Genomic DNA, 17,561 nt, shown 5'->3' with positions numbered 1-17,561 from the left:
CTGTCACGGGCAGCCCGGTCCCGGGGGCGGGCGGAGGCCGCCCGGGCACCGCCTACCCTTGTTGCATGACCAGCAGCAGCGACCGGAGCACGGCAGTGGACGTCAAGGGAACATACGAGGTGCGCACCTACGGGTGCCAGATGAACGTGCACGACTCCGAGCGGCTCTCCGGTCTGCTGGAGGAAGCCGGATACACCCGGGCCCCGGAGGGCTCCGACGGTGACGCCGACGTCGTCGTGTTCAACACCTGCGCCGTCCGCGAGAACGCCGACAACAAGCTGTACGGCAACCTCGGCCGGCTCGCCCCGATGAAGACGCGGCGCCCCGGCATGCAGATCGCCGTCGGCGGCTGCCTCGCGCAGAAGGACCGGGACACCATCGTCAGGAAGGCCCCCTGGGTCGACGTGGTCTTCGGCACCCACAACATCGGCAAGCTGCCCGTCCTGCTGGAGCGCGCCCGCGTGCAGGAGGAGGCGCAGATCGAGATCGCCGAGTCCCTGGAGGCCTTCCCCTCCACGCTGCCGACCCGCCGCGAGTCGGCCTACGCCGCCTGGGTCTCCATCTCCGTCGGCTGCAACAACACCTGCACCTTCTGCATCGTCCCGGCGCTGCGCGGCAAGGAGGAGGACCGCCGCCCCGGCGACATCCTCGCCGAGGTCGAGGCGCTCGTCGCCGAGGGCGTCAGCGAGATCACCCTCCTCGGCCAGAACGTCAACGCCTACGGCTCCGACCTCGGCGACCGCGAGGCCTTCAGCAAGCTGCTGCGCGCCTGCGGGCAGATCGAGGGCCTGGAGCGGGTCCGCTTCACCTCGCCGCACCCGCGCGACTTCACCGACGACGTGATCGCCGCGATGGCCGAGACGCCGAACGTGATGCCGCAGCTGCACATGCCGCTCCAGTCGGGCTCGGACCCGATCCTGAAGGCGATGCGCCGCTCGTACCGCCAGGAGCGCTTCCTCGGCATCATCGAGAAGGTCCGCGCGGCCATCCCGCACGCCGCGATCTCCACCGACATCATCGTGGGCTTCCCCGGCGAGACCGAGGAGGACTTCCAGCAGACGATGCACGTCGTGCGCGAGGCCCGCTTCGCGAGCGCCTTCACCTTCCAGTACTCCAAGCGGCCCGGCACCCCGGCGGCCGACATGGACGGCCAGATCCCCAAGGAGGTCGTCCAGGACCGCTACATGCGCCTGGTGGCCCTCCAGGAGGAGATCTCCAGGGAGGAGAACAAGAAGCAGGTCGGCCGCACCCTGGAGGTCATGGTCGCCGAAGGCGAGGGCCGCAAGGACGGCGCCACGCACCGCCTCTCCGGCCGCGCCCCCGACAACCGCCTGGTCCACTTCACCAAGCCGGACGAGGAGGTCCGCCCCGGCGACGTGGTCACCGTCGAGATCACCTACGCCGCCCCGCACCACCTGCTGGCCGAAGGCGCGGCGAAGGCCGTGCGGCGCACCCGCGCCGGCGACGCCTGGGAGAAGCGGAACGCCGCCCCGGCGCAGCCGCAGGGCGTCATGCTCGGCATCCCGACGCTGGGGGTGCCGGCTCCGCTTCCGGAGTCCGCCCCCGGCTGCGGCATCAGCGGCTGACCCGCCCCGCCGCCCCCGCCTCTCTCCGGGCCGCCCGCGGCCGCTGCGTCCGCGCGGCGGCTGCCGGGCGGCCCGGCGCCGTACCCGGCGCCGCTGCGGCCGGGCCGCGGGCGCGCCCGGTGAATCTTCCCCGCCGCGGCACTAGGCTGCGGATCATGCTCGTAGCCGCCGCCGTCTGCCCCGCCCCGCCCCTCCTCGTGCCCGAGGCCGCCGCCGGGGCCGCCGCCGAACTCGGGGACGCCCGTACCGCCTGCTCCGACGCGCTCGCGGTGCTCGCCGCCTCCCGGCCCGACCTGCTCGTCGTCGTCGGCGCCGCCGCCGAGGACGCCGCCGGGACCTACCCCGAGGGCAGCCCCGGCACCTTCCGCCCCTTCGGCGTCGCCGCCGACGTCCGCCTCGGATCCGCCGGAGAGCCGGCCGCGGCCGCGCCGGAGCGAACGCTGCCCACCCCGCTCGCCGTCGGGGCCTGGCTGCTGGCCCGCGCCCGCTGGGGCGCCGCCCCCCTCGAAGGCCTCGCCGTCGCCGAGACGCTTCCGACCGCGGAGTGCCTGGCCGCCGGCCGGGTGCTCGCCGCCCGCGCCGACCGCGTCGCCCTCCTCGTGATGGGCGACGGCAGCGCCCGCCGGACGCTGAAGGCGCCCGGCTACCTCGACGAGCGCGCCGCCGGCTTCGACGCCGCCGCGGCCCGCGCCCTCGCCGACGCCGACCCGGCCGCCCTCGCCGCCCTCGACGCGGGCCTCGCCCGCGAGCTCCTTGCGGCCGGCCGCGCCCCCTGGCAGGTCCTGGCGGGCGCCGCCGAGGACGCCGGCCTCGCCGGGCGGCTGCTGTACGAGGACGCGCCCTACGGGGTCGGCTACTTCGTCGCCGCCTGGTCCTGACCGGCCGGCCCGCGCGCCCGTACGCCGCCGGCGCGCGGACACGGCGAAGGGGCGCGGGCCCGCAACCGGGCCCGCGCCCCTTCCGCAACCGCCTCAGGAGGAGGCGGGCGGCACTGTCGGCCCGCCGCCCGGCTCCTCCCGCTGCGCGATCCTGCCCAGGGCTTCCTTCGCCTTGCCCGTCCCCGACGTGATCCTGTCGCTGTACTTGCCGTTGGTCTTCGCGTCCACCACTCCGGCGACCTTTTCCAGGCCCGCACCGATCGCGCCCTCGTGCTGCTGCACGAGGCCGCCGGCCCTCTCCTTCGCCGGAGCGAGCCTGGCCTTCAGATTGTCCAGCAGACCCATGGTCACCTTCCTGTCGCCGTGCCTACTTCAGGGCGCCCTCGCCGGCCCCGCTGTCCGCGGCCTCCCGAGCCGACTGCTGCTTCGGGATGTCGGCGGCCTCCGCCGCCGGAGCCTCCGCCGGCTCGGCCCCGCCACCGGAACCGGCTGCCGCAGCGGCCTCCTCGGACTCCGCCGTCACGTCCGCCGCCGCGGCCGGCTCGGCCGCGGCTCCGTCCTTCCGGCCGAAAAACCGACTGAAAACACCCATGTCCACTCCCTTAACGCTACTCGTGAGGGTGAAGTTCCCACCGGCCCCGCCGCGCCTTCGCCCGGCGCGCGCCCGGGGGAACCACGACAGGGCAACGACCCCGTCCGCCCGCCGTCACGTAGCTCGATCGGGTACACGCCGGAGGGTTTGCGAGACTGGGGCAGTGAGTAACGCAGCCCCCGCCCCGCGGGTCATCGCCGTCGTCGGCCCCACCGCGGCCGGAAAGTCCGACCTGGGCGTGGCCCTGGCCCGCCACTTCGGCGGCGAGGTCGTCAACGCCGACTCCATGCAGCTGTACCGGGGGATGGACATCGGCACCGCCAAGCTGACGACCGGGGAGCGCGGCGGCGTCCCCCACCACCTCCTCGACATCTGGGACGTCACCGAGACGGCCAGCGTCGCCGAGTACCAGCGCCTGGCCCGCGCCGAGATCGACGCCCTGCTCGCCCGCGGCCGCACGCCCGTCGTCGTCGGCGGATCCGGCCTGTACGTGCGCGGCGCCCTCGACGTCATGGAGTTCCCCGGCACCGACCCGGAGGTGCGCGCCCGGCTGGAGGGGGAGCTGGAGCGCGGCGGCCCCGGCGCCCTGCACGCCCGCCTCGCCGCCGCCGACCCGGCGGCGGCGCGCGCGATCCTGCCCGGCAACGGCCGCCGCATCGTCCGCGCCCTGGAGGTCATCGAGATCACCGGGAAGCCGTTCACCGCGAACCTGCCCGGCCACGAGGCCTTCTACGAGACTGTGCAGATCGGCGTCGACGTGGCCCGGCCGGAGCTCGACGAGCGGATCGCGCAGCGCGTCGACCGCATGTGGGAGGCCGGACTCGTCGACGAGGTGCGCGCACTGGAGGCCCGCGGCCTGCGCGAGGGCGTCACCGCCTCCCGCGCGCTGGGCTACCAGCAGGTCCTCGCCGCCCTCGCCGGCGAGTGCACCGAGGACGAGGCCCGTGCCGAGACCGTCCGCGCCACCAAGCGGTTCGCCCGCCGGCAGGACTCCTGGTTCCGCCGCGACCCGCGGGTCCACTGGCTCAGCGGCGCCGCCGCCGACCGGCGGGAACTCCCCCGACTCGCGCAGTCGTTGGTCGAACGGGCGATTACAGCCTGATCACGTGATGGCATCGGGACGCCCCGCGCGTCCGTTCGGGGCCCCGGGCCGTGCCATCATCAAATTCCGCGGGTGTGGTCACCGGCGGTGAACGGCAGCGTGCGGAGTCCGAGTGGGGAGGGCGCGTGGCAATGGAGGCCGGCCCTCGCGACACCGGGCGCGACGGGGCCCGAGACGAAGCGGACCCGACGCTCCTCGGCGAGCCCGCCGACGGCGACGGCCTCGGGCTGCCCGCGGACCCCCAGCGGCTCACCACCGACGGGCCCGACGCCTCCGACACCGCCGACGGAGAGGACGCCTCGGGGCCCGCGTACGAGGTCGAGCTCCGCCCGCAGCGCAAGCTCCGCATCTGGCAGATCGCCCCGATCGTGATGCTGGCCGCCGCCGGCTCCCTGATGTTCGCCTTCCCGCTCGCGTTCGAATTCGGCGACGGCGGAGCCGTCGTCGCCATGCTCGGCTTCCTGATCAGCTCCTGCGCCGCCGGCTGGGGCATGATGGCCGCCCGCCGCGTCGGCTACACCTGGCCGGGGCTCCCGCCCCGCGGCAGCGGCCGCCGGCCCGACTGGCGCTTCGCCGCGCTGTACGCGATCGTCGCGCTGGCCGTCGTCGCCCTCGCCGCCTACCGGGTGGCCCGGCTCCGGTAACCGCACCGGCCCTCCCGCCCGCCCCGCCTGCGACCTGCGCGGAAACCGGGTCGGTACCATGGTCCCGTGACGCAGACCAGCCTCTCCTTCCTCAAGGGCCACGGCACCGAGAACGACTTCGTGATCGTCCCGGACCCGGACAACGCGGTCGAACTGACCCCGGCCGCCGTCGCGAGGCTCTGCGACCGCCGCGCCGGCATCGGCGCGGACGGCGTGCTGCACGTCGTCCGCTCCGCCGCCCACCCCGAGGCCGCGCACATGGCCGGCGAGGCCGAGTGGTTCATGGACTACCGCAACAGCGACGGCTCCGTCGCCGAGATGTGCGGCAACGGCGTCCGCGTCTTCGCCCGCTACCTCGAACACGCCGGCCACGCCGAACCCGGCGACCTCGCCGTCGCCACCCGCGGCGGCGTCAAGCACGTCCACCTCGACAAGAGCGGTGACGTCACCGTCTCCATGGGCCGCGCCGCGCTCCCCGACGAGCAGGTCACCGTCGTCGTCGGCGACCGCGCCTGGCCCGCCCGCAACGTCAACATGGGCAACCCGCACGCCGTCGCGTTCGTCGAGAGCCTCGACCACGCCGGCAAGCTCCTGGAGGCGCCCCGCTGCAGCCCCGCCGAGGCCTACCCGGCCGGGGTGAACGTCGAGTTCGTCGTCGACCGCGGCCCCCGCCACGTCGCCATGCGCGTCCACGAGCGCGGATCCGGCGAGACCCGCTCCTGCGGCACCGGCGCCTGCGCCGTCGCCGTGGCCGCCATCCGCCGCGACGGACTCGACCCCGCGGCCACCGGAGCACCCGTCACGTACACGGTCGACCTCCCCGGCGGTACCCTCTACATCACCGAACACCCCGACGGCCGGATCGACATGACCGGACCGGCCGTGATCGTGGCGGCGGGGGAGTTCGACCCCTCCTGGCTCAAGGAAACGGCCTTCGCCTGAAGGTTCCCTCTCATGGGTGATCCGTTTCACGCTCAGCGAGAGGCGGACTGCGCCACGTGGTGGGGTCGGTAGCATCAGACACCGGCCCCGAGGGCTCACCCCATGCCCGCCACAGCCGGTCGAAGCCGCCGGAGGTGCCCATGAGTGCAGAGGCCACGAACCCCGAAGCACGACCCGAAGCGCGCCCCGAACTCCGCAGACGGGGCCGTACCCGCATCGACCTGCGCCGACTCGGGCGCGCCGCCCTCCTCGGGCCCGCCCCCCGGGACCGGCTGCCCGACGCCATCGGCCACGTCGCCGAGGCGCACCGCGCCCACCATCCGGACGCCGACCTCTCCGTCCTGCACCGCGCGTACCTCCTCGCGGAGTCCTCCCACCGCGGCCAGATGCGCAAGAGCGGTGAGCCGTACATCACACACCCGCTCGCCGTCACCCTCATCCTCGCCGAACTCGGCGCGGAGACAACGACCTTGACGGCCTCCCTGCTCCACGACACCGTCGAGGACACCGAGGTGACCCTCGATCAGGTCCGCGCCGAGTTCGGCGAGGAGGTCGGCTTCATCGTCGACGGCGTCACCAAGGTCGAGAAGATCGACTACGGGGCCGCAGCCGAGCCCGAGACCTTCCGCAAGATGCTCGTCGCCACCGGCAACGACGTCCGCGTCATGTCCATCAAACTCGCCGACCGGCTCCACAACATGCGCACCCTCGGCGTGATGCGCCCCGAGAAACAGGCCCGCATCGCCAAGGTCACCCGCGACGTCCTCATCCCGCTCGCCGAACGGCTCGGCGTCCAGGCCCTCAAGACCGAACTCGAAGACCTCGTCTTCGCGATCCTCCACCCCGAGGAGTACGAGCGCACCCGCGCCCTCATCGCCGCCCAGGCGGGCAGCGACCCGCTGCCCGGCATCGCCGACTCCGTGCGCTCCGTCCTGCGCGACGCCGGCATCGCCGCCGAAGTACAGGTCCGGCCGAGGCACTTCGTGTCCGTCCACCGCGTGTCCCTCAAACGCGGCGAGCTGCGCGGCTCCGACTTCGGCCGCGTCCTCGTCCTCGTCGGCGAGAACGCCGACTGCTACGCCGTGCTGGGCGAGCTCCACACCTGCTTCACCCCGGTCGTCTCAGAGTTCAAGGACTTCATCGCCGCCCCCAAGTTCAACCTCTACCAGTCGCTGCACACCGCCGTCGCCACACCCGACGGGTACGTCGCCGAAGTCATCGTCCGCACCCGCCAGATGCACCGCGTCGCCGAGGCCGGCGTCATCGCCCTCGGCAACCCGTACGCCACCGGCGACCACGCCGACGGCGACGAGGAGCGCGCCGACCCCACCCGGCCCGGCTGGCTCGCCCGCCTCCTCGACTGGCAGCGCTCCGCACCCGACCCCGACACCTTCTGGAGCGGGCTGCGCGCCGAACTCGCCCAGGACCGGGAGATCACCGTCTTCCGCCCCGACGGCGGCACGCTCGGCCTCCCCGCCGGCGCCACCTGCATCGACGCCGCCTACGCCCAGCACGGCGAAGCCGCCCACGGCTGCATCGGCGCCCGGGTCAACGGGCGCCTGACCTCGCTGGGCTCACGGCTCTCCGACGGCGACACCGTCCAGCTGCTGCTCTCCCACGACTCCTCCTCCGGCCCCGGCGCCGACTGGCTCGACCACGCCCGCACCACCGCCGCCCGGATCGCGATCACCAGCTGGCTCCGGCAGCACCCCGACGGGGCCACCCCCACCACCACACCCGCCCGCGCCCCCCTGTCCGTCGTCGGGGCCCGCGGCGGAGGCGGCAACGCCGTCGCCGACCTGCCCGACGCCACCGTGCGCCTGGCCGGCTGCTGTACGCCGGTCCCGCCGGACGCCGTCGCCGGGTTCGTCGTCCGCGGCGGGGCCGTCACCGTCCACCGCGTCGGCTGCGAGGCCGTGGCCCGGATGCGGGCGCTGGGCCGCACCACCGTCGCCGTCCACTGGCGGGCCACCGCCGACTGCCGCGTCACCCTCACCGCCGAATCGTTCGGCCGCCCCCACCTGCTGGCCGACCTGACCGAAGCCATCGCCCGCCAAGGCGTCGAAGTCGTCTCCGCCACCGTCGAACCGCCCGTCGAGCAGCGCGTCCGGCACACCTACACCCTCCAGCTGCCGGACGCCGCCGGGCTGCCCGCCCTCATGCGGGCCATGCGGAACGTGCCCGGCGTGTACGACGTCGGCCGCGCCTGACCGGCGGGCCGCCGCCGCGGACCGCGCCCCGCCGGTGCCGGGCCGTGGCGGGCCGTCAGCCGCACGGCGGCCCCTCCCGCGCCCGGAGGTCCCGTTCGGGTGGAACCGTCGCGCGCCGTACCCGGCCGCGCGGCGGGCGCTGGTAAGCGGTGGGGGATGCAGCTCACCTCCCCGCGCCTGCGCGCCTCCCTGCTCGCCGCGGCCTCCCTCGGCCTGGTCGCCGCCGCGCTGCCCCCGCCGACGCCGCTGGGCATCGGAGACCCGCTGTTCCCGCACCTGGGCAACCCCGGCTACGACGTCCTCTCGTACGACCTCTCCCTCACCTACAAGGACAACAGGACCCCCCTCGACGCCGTCACCCGGATCGACGCCCGCGCCCTCACCGCCCTGGACCGCATCAACCTCGACTTCACCCACGGAACAGTCGCCTCCGCCGAGGTGAACGGGCAGCCCGCCGCCTTCGAGAGCGTCGGCGAGGACCTCGTCCTCACCCCCGAGAGCCCCGTCGCCCCCCACACCCCGCTCCGCATCGCCGTCCGGCACACCAGCGACCCGCGCGGCGCCGCCGACGGCGGCTGGGTCCCCACCGCGGACGGACTCGCCATGGCCAACCAGGCCGACGCCGCCCACCGCGTCTTCCCCTGCAACGACCACCCCGCCGACAAGGCCTACTTCACCTTCCGGATCACCGCCCCCGAAGGGCTGACCGCCGTCGCGAACGGCGTCGCCGGCGCGCTGCCCGTCCGCACCGCCGCCGGCCCCACCACCTGGACGTACCGGACCCTGCACCCCATGGCCACCGAGCTCGCCCAGGTCTCCATCGGCGAATCCGCCGTCCTGCACCGCACCGGCCCCCACGGCCTGCCGCTGCGCGACGTCGTCCCCGCCGCCGACCGGGCCCGCCTCGAACCCTGGCTGAAGAAGACCCACGGCCACATCGCATGGATGGAGGAGCGCGTCGGCCGCTACCCCTTCGAGAACTACGGCGTGCTCATCGCCCAGGCCCAGACCGGCTTCGAGCTCGAAACGCAGACCCTCTCCCTCTTCGAGAGCGGCCTCTTCGCGGGCGACGGCTACCCGGAGTGGTACGTCGAGGCCGTCATGGTCCACGAGCTCGCCCACCAGTGGTTCGGCGACAGCGTCACCCCCCGCACCTGGTCCGACCTGTGGCTCAACGAGGGCCATGCCACCTGGTACGAGGCCCTCTACGCCGACCACCTCGGCAAGTACTCCCTGGAGCGGCGCATGCGCGAGGCGTACGAGCGCTCCGACCAGTGGCGCGCCTCCGGAGGCCCCCCGGCCGCCCCCAAGCCCGCCGCCCCCGGCCAGAAGATCGGACTGTTCCGGCCCGTCGTCTACGACGGCTCCGCGCTCGTCCTGTACGCCCTGCGCCAGGAGATCGGCGCGGCCGCCTTCGACCGCATCCAGCGCCGCTGGGTCACCGAGCACCGCGACGGCGTCGCCGGCACCGCCGACTTCGTCCGCCTCGCCTCCCAGGAGGCCGGACGCGACATGGAGCCCTTCCTGAAGCCCTGGCTGTACGGCAAGACCACGCCCCCGATGCCCGGACACCCGGAATGGGGCGGCGCGAAAAGCGTGTGACCCGGCAGGAAGGGGCATGCCACCATCGACGGGGCCGCACCGCGCCGGGGAATCTCCCGGCCGCATGCGACGTTGCACACGTCAGTAAGGTGTCGCACGTGCTTCCGGCGGCCGCAGCCGCCGGGAAACGGCCCCGACCGCCCACCGCGGCCGGGCACCCGCCGAGGCGGGCCCCTTCCGACACCGCCCACACACCGACGTAAGGATCCAATGACCTCCTCTTCTTCCGCTTCCCAGGACGCGCGGGCCGCACAGGACGACGTGCGCGAACCGCAGAGCTTCACCGAGAGCCTCCGGGCCGACGCCCTGATGGAAGAGGACGTCGCCTGGAGCCACGAGATCGACGGAGACCGGGACGGCGACCAGTTCGACCGCTCCGAGCGCGCCGCACTCCGGCGCGTCGCAGGCCTCTCCACCGAGCTCGAAGACGTCACCGAGGTCGAGTACCGGCAGCTCCGCCTGGAGCGCGTCGTCCTCGTCGGCGTGTGGACGTCCGGCACCGTGCAGGACGCCGAGAATTCCCTCGCGGAGCTCGCCGCCCTCGCCGAGACCGCCGGCGCCCTCGTCCTCGACGGCGTGATCCAGCGCCGCGACAAGCCCGACCCGGCCACCTTCATCGGCTCCGGCAAGGCGCGCGAACTGCGCGACATCGTGCTGGAGAGCGGCGCCGACACCGTCGTCTGCGACGGTGAGCTCAGCCCCGGCCAGCTCATCGCCCTCGAAGACGTCGTGAAGGTCAAGGTGGTCGACCGGACCGCGCTCATCCTCGACATCTTCGCCCAGCACGCCAAGTCCCGAGAGGGCAAGGCGCAGGTCGCCCTCGCGCAGATGCAGTACATGCTTCCGCGCCTGCGCGGCTGGGGCCAGTCGCTGTCCCGGCAGATGGGCGGCGGCGGAGGCGGCGGTATGGCCACCCGCGGCCCCGGTGAGACCAAGATCGAGACGGACCGGCGCCGGATCCGCGAGAAGATGGCGAAGATGCGCCGGGAGATCGCGGAGATGAAGACCGGCCGCGACATCAAGCGCCAGGAGCGGCGCCGCAACAAGGTGCCCTCCGTCGCCATCGCCGGCTACACGAACGCCGGCAAGTCCTCCCTGCTCAACCGCCTCACCGGCGCGGGCGTCCTCGTCGAGAACGCCCTGTTCGCCACCCTCGACCCGACCGTCCGCCGGGCCGAGACGCCCAGCGGCCGGGTGTACACCCTGGCCGACACCGTCGGCTTCGTCCGGCACCTGCCCCACCACCTCGTCGAGGCCTTCCGCTCCACGATGGAGGAGGTCGGGGACGCCGACCTCATCCTGCACATCGTGGACGGCTCGCACCCCGCCCCGGACGAGCAGCTCGCCGCCGTCCGCGAGGTCATCCGGGAGGTCGGCGCGGCCGACGTGCCCGAGATCGTCGTGGTCAACAAGGCGGACGCCGCGGACCCGCTGGTCCTCCAGCGGCTCCTGCGCATCGAGCGGCACTCGATCGCCGTCTCCGCGCGCACCGGGCAGGGCATCGAGGAGCTCCTGCGGCTCATCGACGCCGAACTGCCCCGGCCGTCCGTCGAGGTCGAAGCCCTCGTGCCGTACACCCACGGCTCGCTGGTCGCCCGGGCGCACGCCGAAGGCGAGGTGGTCTCCGAGGAGCACACCCCGGAGGGCACCCTGCTCAAGGTGCTCGTCCACCCGGAACTGGCCGCCGAACTGGCGCCGTTCGTTCCGGCCAAGCAGTAGCCGCGCCGCCCGCACCGCCGGGCGCGCGAAAGCCGAGTGCCCCCTGCACGCGCAGGGGGCACTCGGCCGTGTCCGGCTGCCGGACTACCTGAACTTGGCGCTGACCGCGTCGAAGATCCCCTTGGCCTCCGGGCCCAGCCGCGGACCCGCCAGCCAGCCCGCCTTCGCCGGGCCGATCGAGGTGTTCGACACCAGCGCCGGCTTGCCGTCACTGCCCGCGGCGATCCAGCCGCCGCCCGACGAACCGCCCGTCATCGTGCAGCCGATGCGGTACATGACCGGATCGTTCGCCTTCAGCGTCAGCCGCCCCGGCTTGTCGGTGCACTGGTACGCCTTCTGCCCGTCGAACGGGGCCGACGCCGGGTAGCCCGTCGCCGTCATCCCGGACAGCTTCGGCACCGCCGGCGCGTTGAACTCCACCGGGAGCGCCGCACCGACCGTCTCCTCCAGCGACTTGCCGGTGCTCTTCTCCGGCACCACGTGCAGCACGGCGAAGTCGTACGGGGCACCCGCACCGCCCGTCGGCCCGCCCGTGGAGATCCACTGGTCGGAGGTCTGCGCCCAGTCGCTCCACCACACGCCGTACGGGGCCACCTCCTGCCGCGGCGCGCCCTTGAGCTGCGCCGCCGACTTGCCCGCGCTGTTGTACGACGGGACGAAGGCGATGTTCCGGTACCAGCCGCCGGCCTTGCCGGCGTGCACGCAGTGCCCGGCCGTCCACACCAGGTTCGACTTGCCCGGGCGCGCCGGGTCCTTCACCACGGTCGCCGAGCACACCATGGAGCCCTCGGGGCCGTCGAAGAACACCTTGCCCGACGCGGGGATCGTCGAGCGGTACGGCGTGGCCGCCGGCTTCGCCGGCACCGCCGCCGGAGCCGGGTCGGTGACGCCCTGGTCCCTGCCCGCGTCCGGATCGACCGCCGGGGGCTGCGGCGTCTTCGCCGCCTCCCGCATCCGGTCCGGGTCCCACAGGCCCTCGATGACCGGGTTGATGTAGTCGCCCGCCTCGCGGAGCCAGTCCTCCTTCTTCCAGTTCTTCCACTCACCTCCCCGCCACTTCTCCAGGTCGATGCCGTGCTGCTTCAGCTTGTCCTTCAGCTGGTCCGGGATCTTGATCCCTTCGCCTCCGGACGGAAGGCTCGCCGCCACGGTGGGCTTGGCGTCGCCGCCGGCCTCCCCGTCGCCCGGGCCGCAGGCGGCGGTCATCGCGAGTGCCGCCGCGCACAGGATCGCGGTGACCGGTCGGTTCGGTCGCATGTCGTGAGTCCCCCTGGTGTTTCCGGGCATGGGCTGCGGACGCCGTGAGGTGCGGCCGCGGATGCAGCACCCCACTATGCCGTCGCAGTCGGGGACGGCGCAGCCCGCCCCCTCGGTTCCCGTCCGGCCCCCGGGCGGCCCGGACTTCCCGCCGCGCCGCCCCAAGGTTCTTGCGCCCGCCCCGTGTTCCGGCGCCGCCGCCGTCGTTGGTACGTACGGGAGAGCGGGGCGGGCGGGGAAGCGGAATCCGGGTCAGAAACGATCCGGCAGGGCGATTTCAGTGCGGGAGGTCCGACACTCGTGGCATTGGCGGAGCAGCACACGGCCCCGGCCCAGGTACCGCCCCAAGGGGGCCCGGCACCCGGAGCGGGCGGAGCGGCCGCGGCGGAGGGCATCCTGCGGCGGCAGGCGATGCGGGAGTCCGCGGCGCGCACGTACGCCCGCTCCCTGCCGATCGTGCCCGTCCGGGCCCGCGGCCTCACCATCGAGGGCGCGGACGGCCGCCGCTACCTCGACTGCCTGTCCGGCGCGGGCACCCTCGCGCTGGGGCACAACCACCCCGTGGTGCTGGAGGCCGTACGCGGCGTCCTCGACTCGGGGGCCCCGCTGCACGTCCTCGACCTCGCGACGCCCGTCAAGGACGCCTTCACCACCGAGCTGTTCGCCACCCTGCCCGGCGGACTGGCCGCCGACGCCCGGATCCAGTTCTGCGGGCCCGCCGGCACCGACGCGGTGGAGGCCGCACTCACCCTGGTCCGCACCGCGACCGGGCGCTCCGGGCTCCTCGCCTTCACCGGCGCCTACCACGGCATGACCGCGGGCTCCCTCGGCGCGTCGGGCGGCGCCCCGGACGTGCGGGTGACGCGGCTGCCGTACCCGCAGGACCACCGCTGCCCGTTCGGCGTCGGCGGCGCCGAGGGGGCGCGGCTCGGCGCCCGCTGGACCGAGAGCCTGCTCGACGACCCCAAGGGCGGCGTGCCGGCGCCGGCCGGCATGCTCGTCGAGCCCGTGCAGGGCGAGGGCGGGGTCCTGCCCGCCCCGGACGCCTGGCTGCGCAGCATGCGCGAGATCACCGCGGCGAGGGACATCCCGCTCATCGCGGACGAGGTGCAGACGGGCGTCGGCCGGACCGGCGCCTTCTGGGGCGTCGACCACGCCGGGGTCGTCCCCGACGTGATGGTCATGTCGAAGGCCATCGGCGGCAGCCTGCCGCTGGCGGTGATCGTGTACCGGTCCGCGCTGGACGTGTGGGCGCCCGGCGCCCACGCCGGCACGTTCCGCGGCAACCAGCTCGCGATGGCGGCCGGCGCCGCGACCCTCGCCTACGTACGGGAGAACCGCCTCGCCGAACGCGCCGCGGAACTCGGTGCACGCATGCTCACCGACCTCCGCGGGCTGGCCGCGCAGCAGCCGTGCGTCGCGGACGTGCGGGGCCGCGGCCTGATGATCGGCGTCGAACTCGCCGACCCGGCGACCGGTGCCGCCGCGAGCGGCCTCGCCGCCGCCGTCCGCGGGGAGTGCCTGCGCCGCGGCCTGATCGTGGAACTGGGCGGCCGCCACTCCAGCGTCGTACGCCTCCTGCCGCCGCTGACCATCACCGACGAACAGGCCTCGGCGGTCCTGGACCGCCTGGCGGACGCCATCGCCGCCGCCACAAGCCACCACCCCTCCTAGTGCTGTGGCCGGGAAGGTCCACCGGGTCACGGCGCCCGGCACGGCGCCTCGCCGCGTTGGCGGACCGCACACGTACGCCCCGTACGCGCTGCGGCCCGCCGACTTGCGATGCACCGCACCGGACACCGCGCCCCGGCAAACCTTCCCGGTCACAGCACTAGGGCCTGTATTGAGTTGCCCCGCGGCGTCGCGACGCCCGGCACGCACCCTCGGCGCACGAGCCGAATCTCCTAGTAGCTCCGCTACGAGGACATTCGTCCCGCACACCGAGGGCACGCACCGAACGCCGCTCCTTGCTCCACGGGGCAACTCAATACAGGCCCTAGCGCACCCACCGCCCCGCAACGGCCGCTGCCCATGAGGGCCGGCCCCGCCAGGCACCGAGCCGCCCCGACCCGACCAGCGGGCGAGGCCTGACAGCAGCCACCGCCCTCGGCGAAGACGCCCCGCCGGGGGGCGGGCCCCGCCCGCGGCGGCCACCCGGCCGCCGGCAGACCGCCGTCGGCGAGGCCCGCCCCCGGAAGCCCCGAGGGCATCCCCGCCCCCCGGCACAACCGCCGCCACCCCAACGGAACGGAGACACCTCGGCGATGAGCGAGCCCCCCGACACCCCCGAGCCCCGCCTCCCCCGCACCGACCGCGGCCCGGCAGCCGCCCCGGCCCCGCACGGGCTGGACACCGGAAGCCCGCATGCCGAGGCAGCCCCGCGTCCGCGGCCGGGAACGACCGCCGGCCCCGCCACCTGCGGTGCCCCCTCCGGGCCGCAGGGCGAGGAAGCCGAGAGCCGGGTGCCGCGCCAGAAGCAAGGCGGACTGCGCGGGCACGGCGGGGCGGGCCGAGGCGGGCCCGGGCTGCTGCCCGAGCCGCCCGACCATCCCGACCCGGCCGCCGAGGCCGAGTCCGCGGCCGTGGAGAACCTCCTGCGGTGCTGGGTCCGGGAGCGGGGCATCGGCCGCCCCGACGGTCCCGTCGGGGAGCCCTTGCGCATCCCCCTTCCCGCTTCCGGCACCGCGGTGGCCGCCGGCGTGCGCCACTGGTCCGCGGCCGGATGGCACCGCTTCGGCGCCGCCCGGATCGAAGGCGCCCCGGCCGGTGCCCCGGCCCTGGACGCCGTGACCCTCGCCGCGCTGCTCGCCCGCGAGGCCGGCGGCGGCGCGCCCCACGCCACCGATCTCGTCGCCCGCGTCGCGGACTCGGTCCGACGCACCGCCCGGTTCATCGCCGACCGGCGCGAACGCCCTCGGCCGCCCGCGCCCGTCGACGGTGATGCGTTCCTGACGTCCGAACAGTCCCTCCTCCTCGGCCACCCCCTCCAGCCCGACCCGAAGAGCCGCGAGGGGCTCTCCGACGCCGAAGCCCGCCGCTACTCACCCGAACTCCACGGCTCCTTCCCCCTGCACTGGTTCGCCGTCGCACCCGGCGCCCTCGCCACCGACTCCGCCTGGACCGAACGCGGCCGCCCCGTGTCCGCCGCACGGCTCCTGGCCCGCCTCGCACCCGGCCTGCCGGCACCCGAAGGCACCACCCCCCTTCCCCTGCACCCCTGGCAGGCCCGCGACCTGCTCCACCGCCCCGCCGTCGCCGCCCTCCTCGGCGACGGGCTCCTCCACGACCTCGGCCCGCACGGCGAGCCCTGGCACCCCACCTCCTCCGTCCGCACCGTGGCCCGCCCCGGCATCCCCGTGATGCTCAAGCTCTCCCTCGGCCTGCGCATCACCAACTCCCGCCGCGAGAACCTCCGCAAGGAGCTCCACCGCGGCGTCGAGGTGCACCGGCTGCTCCGGACCGGCCTCGCAGAGCAGTGGCAGGCCGCCCACCCCGGCTTCGACATCGTCCGGGACCCCGCCTGGGTCGCCGTCGACGCCCCGGACGGCAGCGCCGTCCCCGGACTCGACGCCGTCCTGCGCCACAACCCCTTCCGCCCCGGCGACGACGCCCTGTGCATCGCCGCCCTCACCTCGCCCCGCCCCCTGCCGGGCCGGCCCGGCATGCGGTCACGGCTCGCCGACACCGTCCACCGGCTCGCCGCCACCACCGGGCGCACCCCGTCCGCCGTGTCCGCCGAGTGGTTCCTGCGCTACCTCGACCACGTCGTCCGGCCCGTCCTCGCCTTCGACGCGCTCGCGGGCATCGCCCTCGAAGCCCACCAGCAGAACACCCTCGTCGTCCTCGACACCGACGGCTGGCCCGCCGGCGGCCGCTACCGCGACAACCAGGGCTACTACTTCCGAGCCTCCCGGCGCGCCGAGCTGGAGCGCCGGCTCCCCGGCATCGGCAGCGCCAGCGACACCTTCGTCTCCGACGCCGTCACCGACGAGCGCTTCGCCTACTACCTCGGCATCAACAACGTGCTGGGCCTCATCGGGGCCTTCGGCTCCGAGCGGCTCGCCGACGAGCGCGTCCTCCTCGCCGCCTTCCGCCGGTTCCTCGGCCGGGCCCGCGGCCTCGGGCCGCTGCCCGCGCTGCTGCTCGACTCGCCCACCCTGCGCTGCAAGGCGAACCTGCTGACCCGCCTGGGCGGCCTCGACGAGCTCGTCGGCCCCGTCGACGCGCAGTCCGTCTACGTCACCCTCTCCAACCCCCTCCACGATTGAGCGACCGATGCCCTCCACCGACACCCAGGCCCCGCCCTCCGTCCCCGCCCCGGCGGCCGCCACCGGCCCCACCACCGCGCACCCGGCGGAGCTGCGGCTCAGGGCAGGCCTGCTGCCCCTGCTCGCCGAGGCCGACCTGCTCGACTCGCCCAGCGGCTGGGGCAGCACCCGGACCGCCGCCGGGGCCTTCCGCCTGGAGCCCGTCCGCCTCGACCGCGACCTGGACCTGGTCACCCGCTGGATGAACGACCCCGAAGTCGCCGCCTACTGGGACCTCGCCGGACCGCAGTCCCTCACGGCCGCACACCTGCGGGCCCAGATCGACGGCGACGGCGGCAGCATCCCCTGCCTCGGCCTCCTCGACGGCACCCCCGTCAGCTACTGGGAGGTCTACCGGGCCGACCTCGACCCGCTCGCCCGCCACTACCCCGCGCGCCCCCACGACACCGGTATCCACCTGCTGATCGGGGACGGCAGGAACCGCGGCCGCGGCCTCGGGACCGCACTGCTGCGCGCGGTCGCCGACCTCGTCCTCGACAACCGCCCGCGGTGCACCCGCGTCATCGCCGAACCGGACATCCGCAACACCCCCTCCGTCTCCGCCTTCCTCGGCTCCGGCTTCCGCTGGACCGGGAACATCGACCTGCCCGGCAAGCGCGCGGCCCTGATGGTCCGCGAGCGGGCGCTCCGCAGCCTCATCTGAGCTGAGCCGCACCCCGCAGCCCACAGCGCACCCCCGCCCTCCCGGGCCGCCTGCCGTC

At 74.8% G+C, this 17,561-nt stretch carries 14 protein-coding genes; 11 read left to right on the top strand and 3 right to left on the bottom strand.

What is annotated here, in order from left to right; all coding sequences use genetic code 11:
• The first annotated feature begins 65 nt into the window (after positions 1-65).
• Both miaB and MUK52_RS07900 read left to right on the top strand, forming a co-directional pair.
• Positions 66-1,586, top strand: a complete 1,521-nt coding sequence (miaB, locus tag MUK52_RS07905) for a tRNA (N6-isopentenyl adenosine(37)-C2)-methylthiotransferase MiaB (RefSeq protein WP_284575306.1) — start codon at positions 66-68, stop codon at positions 1,584-1,586.
• A gap of 155 nt (positions 1,587-1,741) precedes the next feature.
• Entirely contained in the window at positions 1,742-2,464 is a 723-nt protein-coding gene (locus tag MUK52_RS07900) for a class III extradiol ring-cleavage dioxygenase family protein (RefSeq protein ID WP_114054490.1), read from the top strand.
• Between the two features lie 93 nt (positions 2,465-2,557).
• On the opposite strand, the gene MUK52_RS07895 is transcribed toward MUK52_RS07900, so the two are convergent.
• Together MUK52_RS07895 and MUK52_RS07890 are read right to left on the bottom strand one after the other, a co-directional pair.
• Positions 2,558-2,809 carry an antitoxin gene (locus MUK52_RS07895; RefSeq protein WP_114054491.1) on the bottom strand — a complete coding sequence of 84 codons (252 nt, stop codon included), beginning with the start codon at positions 2,807-2,809 and terminating at the stop codon, positions 2,558-2,560.
• A 22-nt stretch (positions 2,810-2,831) separates the two neighbouring features.
• On the bottom strand, positions 2,832-3,056 hold the full coding sequence (locus MUK52_RS07890) for a hypothetical protein (RefSeq protein ID WP_284575304.1): 225 nt from the start codon (positions 3,054-3,056) through the stop codon (positions 2,832-2,834).
• Positions 3,057-3,219: 163 nt separating this feature from the next.
• Between MUK52_RS07890 and miaA the strand changes: the two genes are divergently transcribed.
• The 6 genes from miaA to hflX all read left to right on the top strand — a co-directional run bounded on the left by miaA (position 3,220) and on the right by hflX (position 11,275).
• Positions 3,220-4,158: a tRNA (adenosine(37)-N6)-dimethylallyltransferase MiaA gene (gene miaA / locus MUK52_RS07885; protein ID WP_114054493.1), complete on the top strand. Its 939-nt coding sequence runs from the start codon at positions 3,220-3,222 to the stop codon at positions 4,156-4,158.
• Positions 4,159-4,289: 131 nt separating this feature from the next.
• Complete coding sequence (locus MUK52_RS07880) at positions 4,290-4,802, top strand: hypothetical protein (protein WP_114054494.1); 513 nt, start codon at positions 4,290-4,292, stop codon at positions 4,800-4,802.
• 66 nt (positions 4,803-4,868) lie between these two features.
• Positions 4,869-5,744 carry a diaminopimelate epimerase gene (dapF, locus tag MUK52_RS07875; RefSeq protein WP_284575301.1) on the top strand — a complete coding sequence of 292 codons (876 nt, stop codon included), beginning with the start codon at positions 4,869-4,871 and terminating at the stop codon, positions 5,742-5,744.
• Positions 5,745-5,884: 140 nt separating this feature from the next.
• Positions 5,885-7,954 (top strand): RelA/SpoT family protein, encoded by a 2,070-nt coding sequence (locus MUK52_RS07870; protein ID WP_114054496.1) that lies wholly within the window; start codon positions 5,885-5,887, stop codon positions 7,952-7,954.
• A 156-nt stretch (positions 7,955-8,110) separates the two neighbouring features.
• Positions 8,111-9,556, top strand: coding sequence for a M1 family metallopeptidase (locus tag MUK52_RS07865; protein WP_114054497.1), 1,446 nt, complete (start codon positions 8,111-8,113; stop codon positions 9,554-9,556).
• A 210-nt stretch (positions 9,557-9,766) separates the two neighbouring features.
• Entirely contained in the window at positions 9,767-11,275 is a 1,509-nt protein-coding gene (gene hflX / locus MUK52_RS07860; protein WP_114054498.1) for a GTPase HflX, read from the top strand.
• Between the two features lie 84 nt (positions 11,276-11,359).
• Here the strand turns inward: hflX and MUK52_RS07855 are convergent, their stop codons facing one another.
• Complete coding sequence (locus MUK52_RS07855) at positions 11,360-12,532, bottom strand: trypsin-like serine peptidase (RefSeq protein WP_114054499.1); 1,173 nt, start codon at positions 12,530-12,532, stop codon at positions 11,360-11,362.
• A gap of 300 nt (positions 12,533-12,832) precedes the next feature.
• Between MUK52_RS07855 and MUK52_RS07850 the strand changes: the two genes are divergently transcribed.
• The 3 genes from MUK52_RS07850 to MUK52_RS07840 all read left to right on the top strand — a co-directional run bounded on the left by MUK52_RS07850 (position 12,833) and on the right by MUK52_RS07840 (position 17,503).
• Positions 12,833-14,206, top strand: coding sequence for a diaminobutyrate--2-oxoglutarate transaminase family protein (locus MUK52_RS07850; protein WP_502963547.1), 1,374 nt, complete (start codon positions 12,833-12,835; stop codon positions 14,204-14,206).
• A 590-nt stretch (positions 14,207-14,796) separates the two neighbouring features.
• Positions 14,797-16,800: an IucA/IucC family protein gene (locus MUK52_RS07845; RefSeq protein ID WP_284575297.1), complete on the top strand. Its 2,004-nt coding sequence runs from the start codon at positions 14,797-14,799 to the stop codon at positions 16,798-16,800.
• A 7-nt stretch (positions 16,801-16,807) separates the two neighbouring features.
• Complete coding sequence (locus tag MUK52_RS07840) at positions 16,808-17,503, top strand: GNAT family N-acetyltransferase (RefSeq protein ID WP_114054502.1); 696 nt, start codon at positions 16,808-16,810, stop codon at positions 17,501-17,503.
• The last annotated feature ends 58 nt before the right edge of the window (positions 17,504-17,561 follow it).

The organism is Streptomyces sp. 2P-4, assembly GCF_030167965.1.
Taxonomy (GTDB): domain Bacteria; phylum Actinomycetota; class Actinomycetes; order Streptomycetales; family Streptomycetaceae; genus Streptomyces; species Streptomyces globosus_A.
The sequence above is the reverse complement of the archived record's forward strand: the minus strand, read 5'-3'. Positions and strand labels throughout refer to the sequence as shown.

Excerpts from the sequence above, each read along its gene's own strand:
- miaB (WP_284575306.1), top strand. The coding sequence starts at position 66 with ATGACCAGCAGCAGCGACCGGAGCACGGCAGTGGACGTCAAGGGAACA.
- MUK52_RS07900 (WP_114054490.1), top strand. The coding sequence starts at position 1,742 with ATGCTCGTAGCCGCCGCCGTCTGCCCCGCCCCGCCCCTCCTCGTGCCC.
- MUK52_RS07895 (WP_114054491.1), bottom strand. The coding sequence starts at position 2,809 with ATGGGTCTGCTGGACAATCTGAAGGCCAGGCTCGCTCCGGCGAAGGAG.
- MUK52_RS07890 (WP_284575304.1), bottom strand. The coding sequence starts at position 3,056 with ATGGGTGTTTTCAGTCGGTTTTTCGGCCGGAAGGACGGAGCCGCGGCC.
- MUK52_RS07880 (WP_114054494.1), top strand. The coding sequence starts at position 4,290 with ATGGAGGCCGGCCCTCGCGACACCGGGCGCGACGGGGCCCGAGACGAA.
- MUK52_RS07870 (WP_114054496.1), top strand. The coding sequence starts at position 5,885 with ATGAGTGCAGAGGCCACGAACCCCGAAGCACGACCCGAAGCGCGCCCC.
- MUK52_RS07865 (WP_114054497.1), top strand. The coding sequence starts at position 8,111 with ATGCAGCTCACCTCCCCGCGCCTGCGCGCCTCCCTGCTCGCCGCGGCC.
- hflX (WP_114054498.1), top strand. The coding sequence starts at position 9,767 with ATGACCTCCTCTTCTTCCGCTTCCCAGGACGCGCGGGCCGCACAGGAC.
- MUK52_RS07855 (WP_114054499.1), bottom strand. The coding sequence starts at position 12,532 with ATGCGACCGAACCGACCGGTCACCGCGATCCTGTGCGCGGCGGCACTC.
- MUK52_RS07845 (WP_284575297.1), top strand. The coding sequence starts at position 14,797 with ATGAGCGAGCCCCCCGACACCCCCGAGCCCCGCCTCCCCCGCACCGAC.
- MUK52_RS07840 (WP_114054502.1), top strand. The coding sequence starts at position 16,808 with ATGCCCTCCACCGACACCCAGGCCCCGCCCTCCGTCCCCGCCCCGGCG.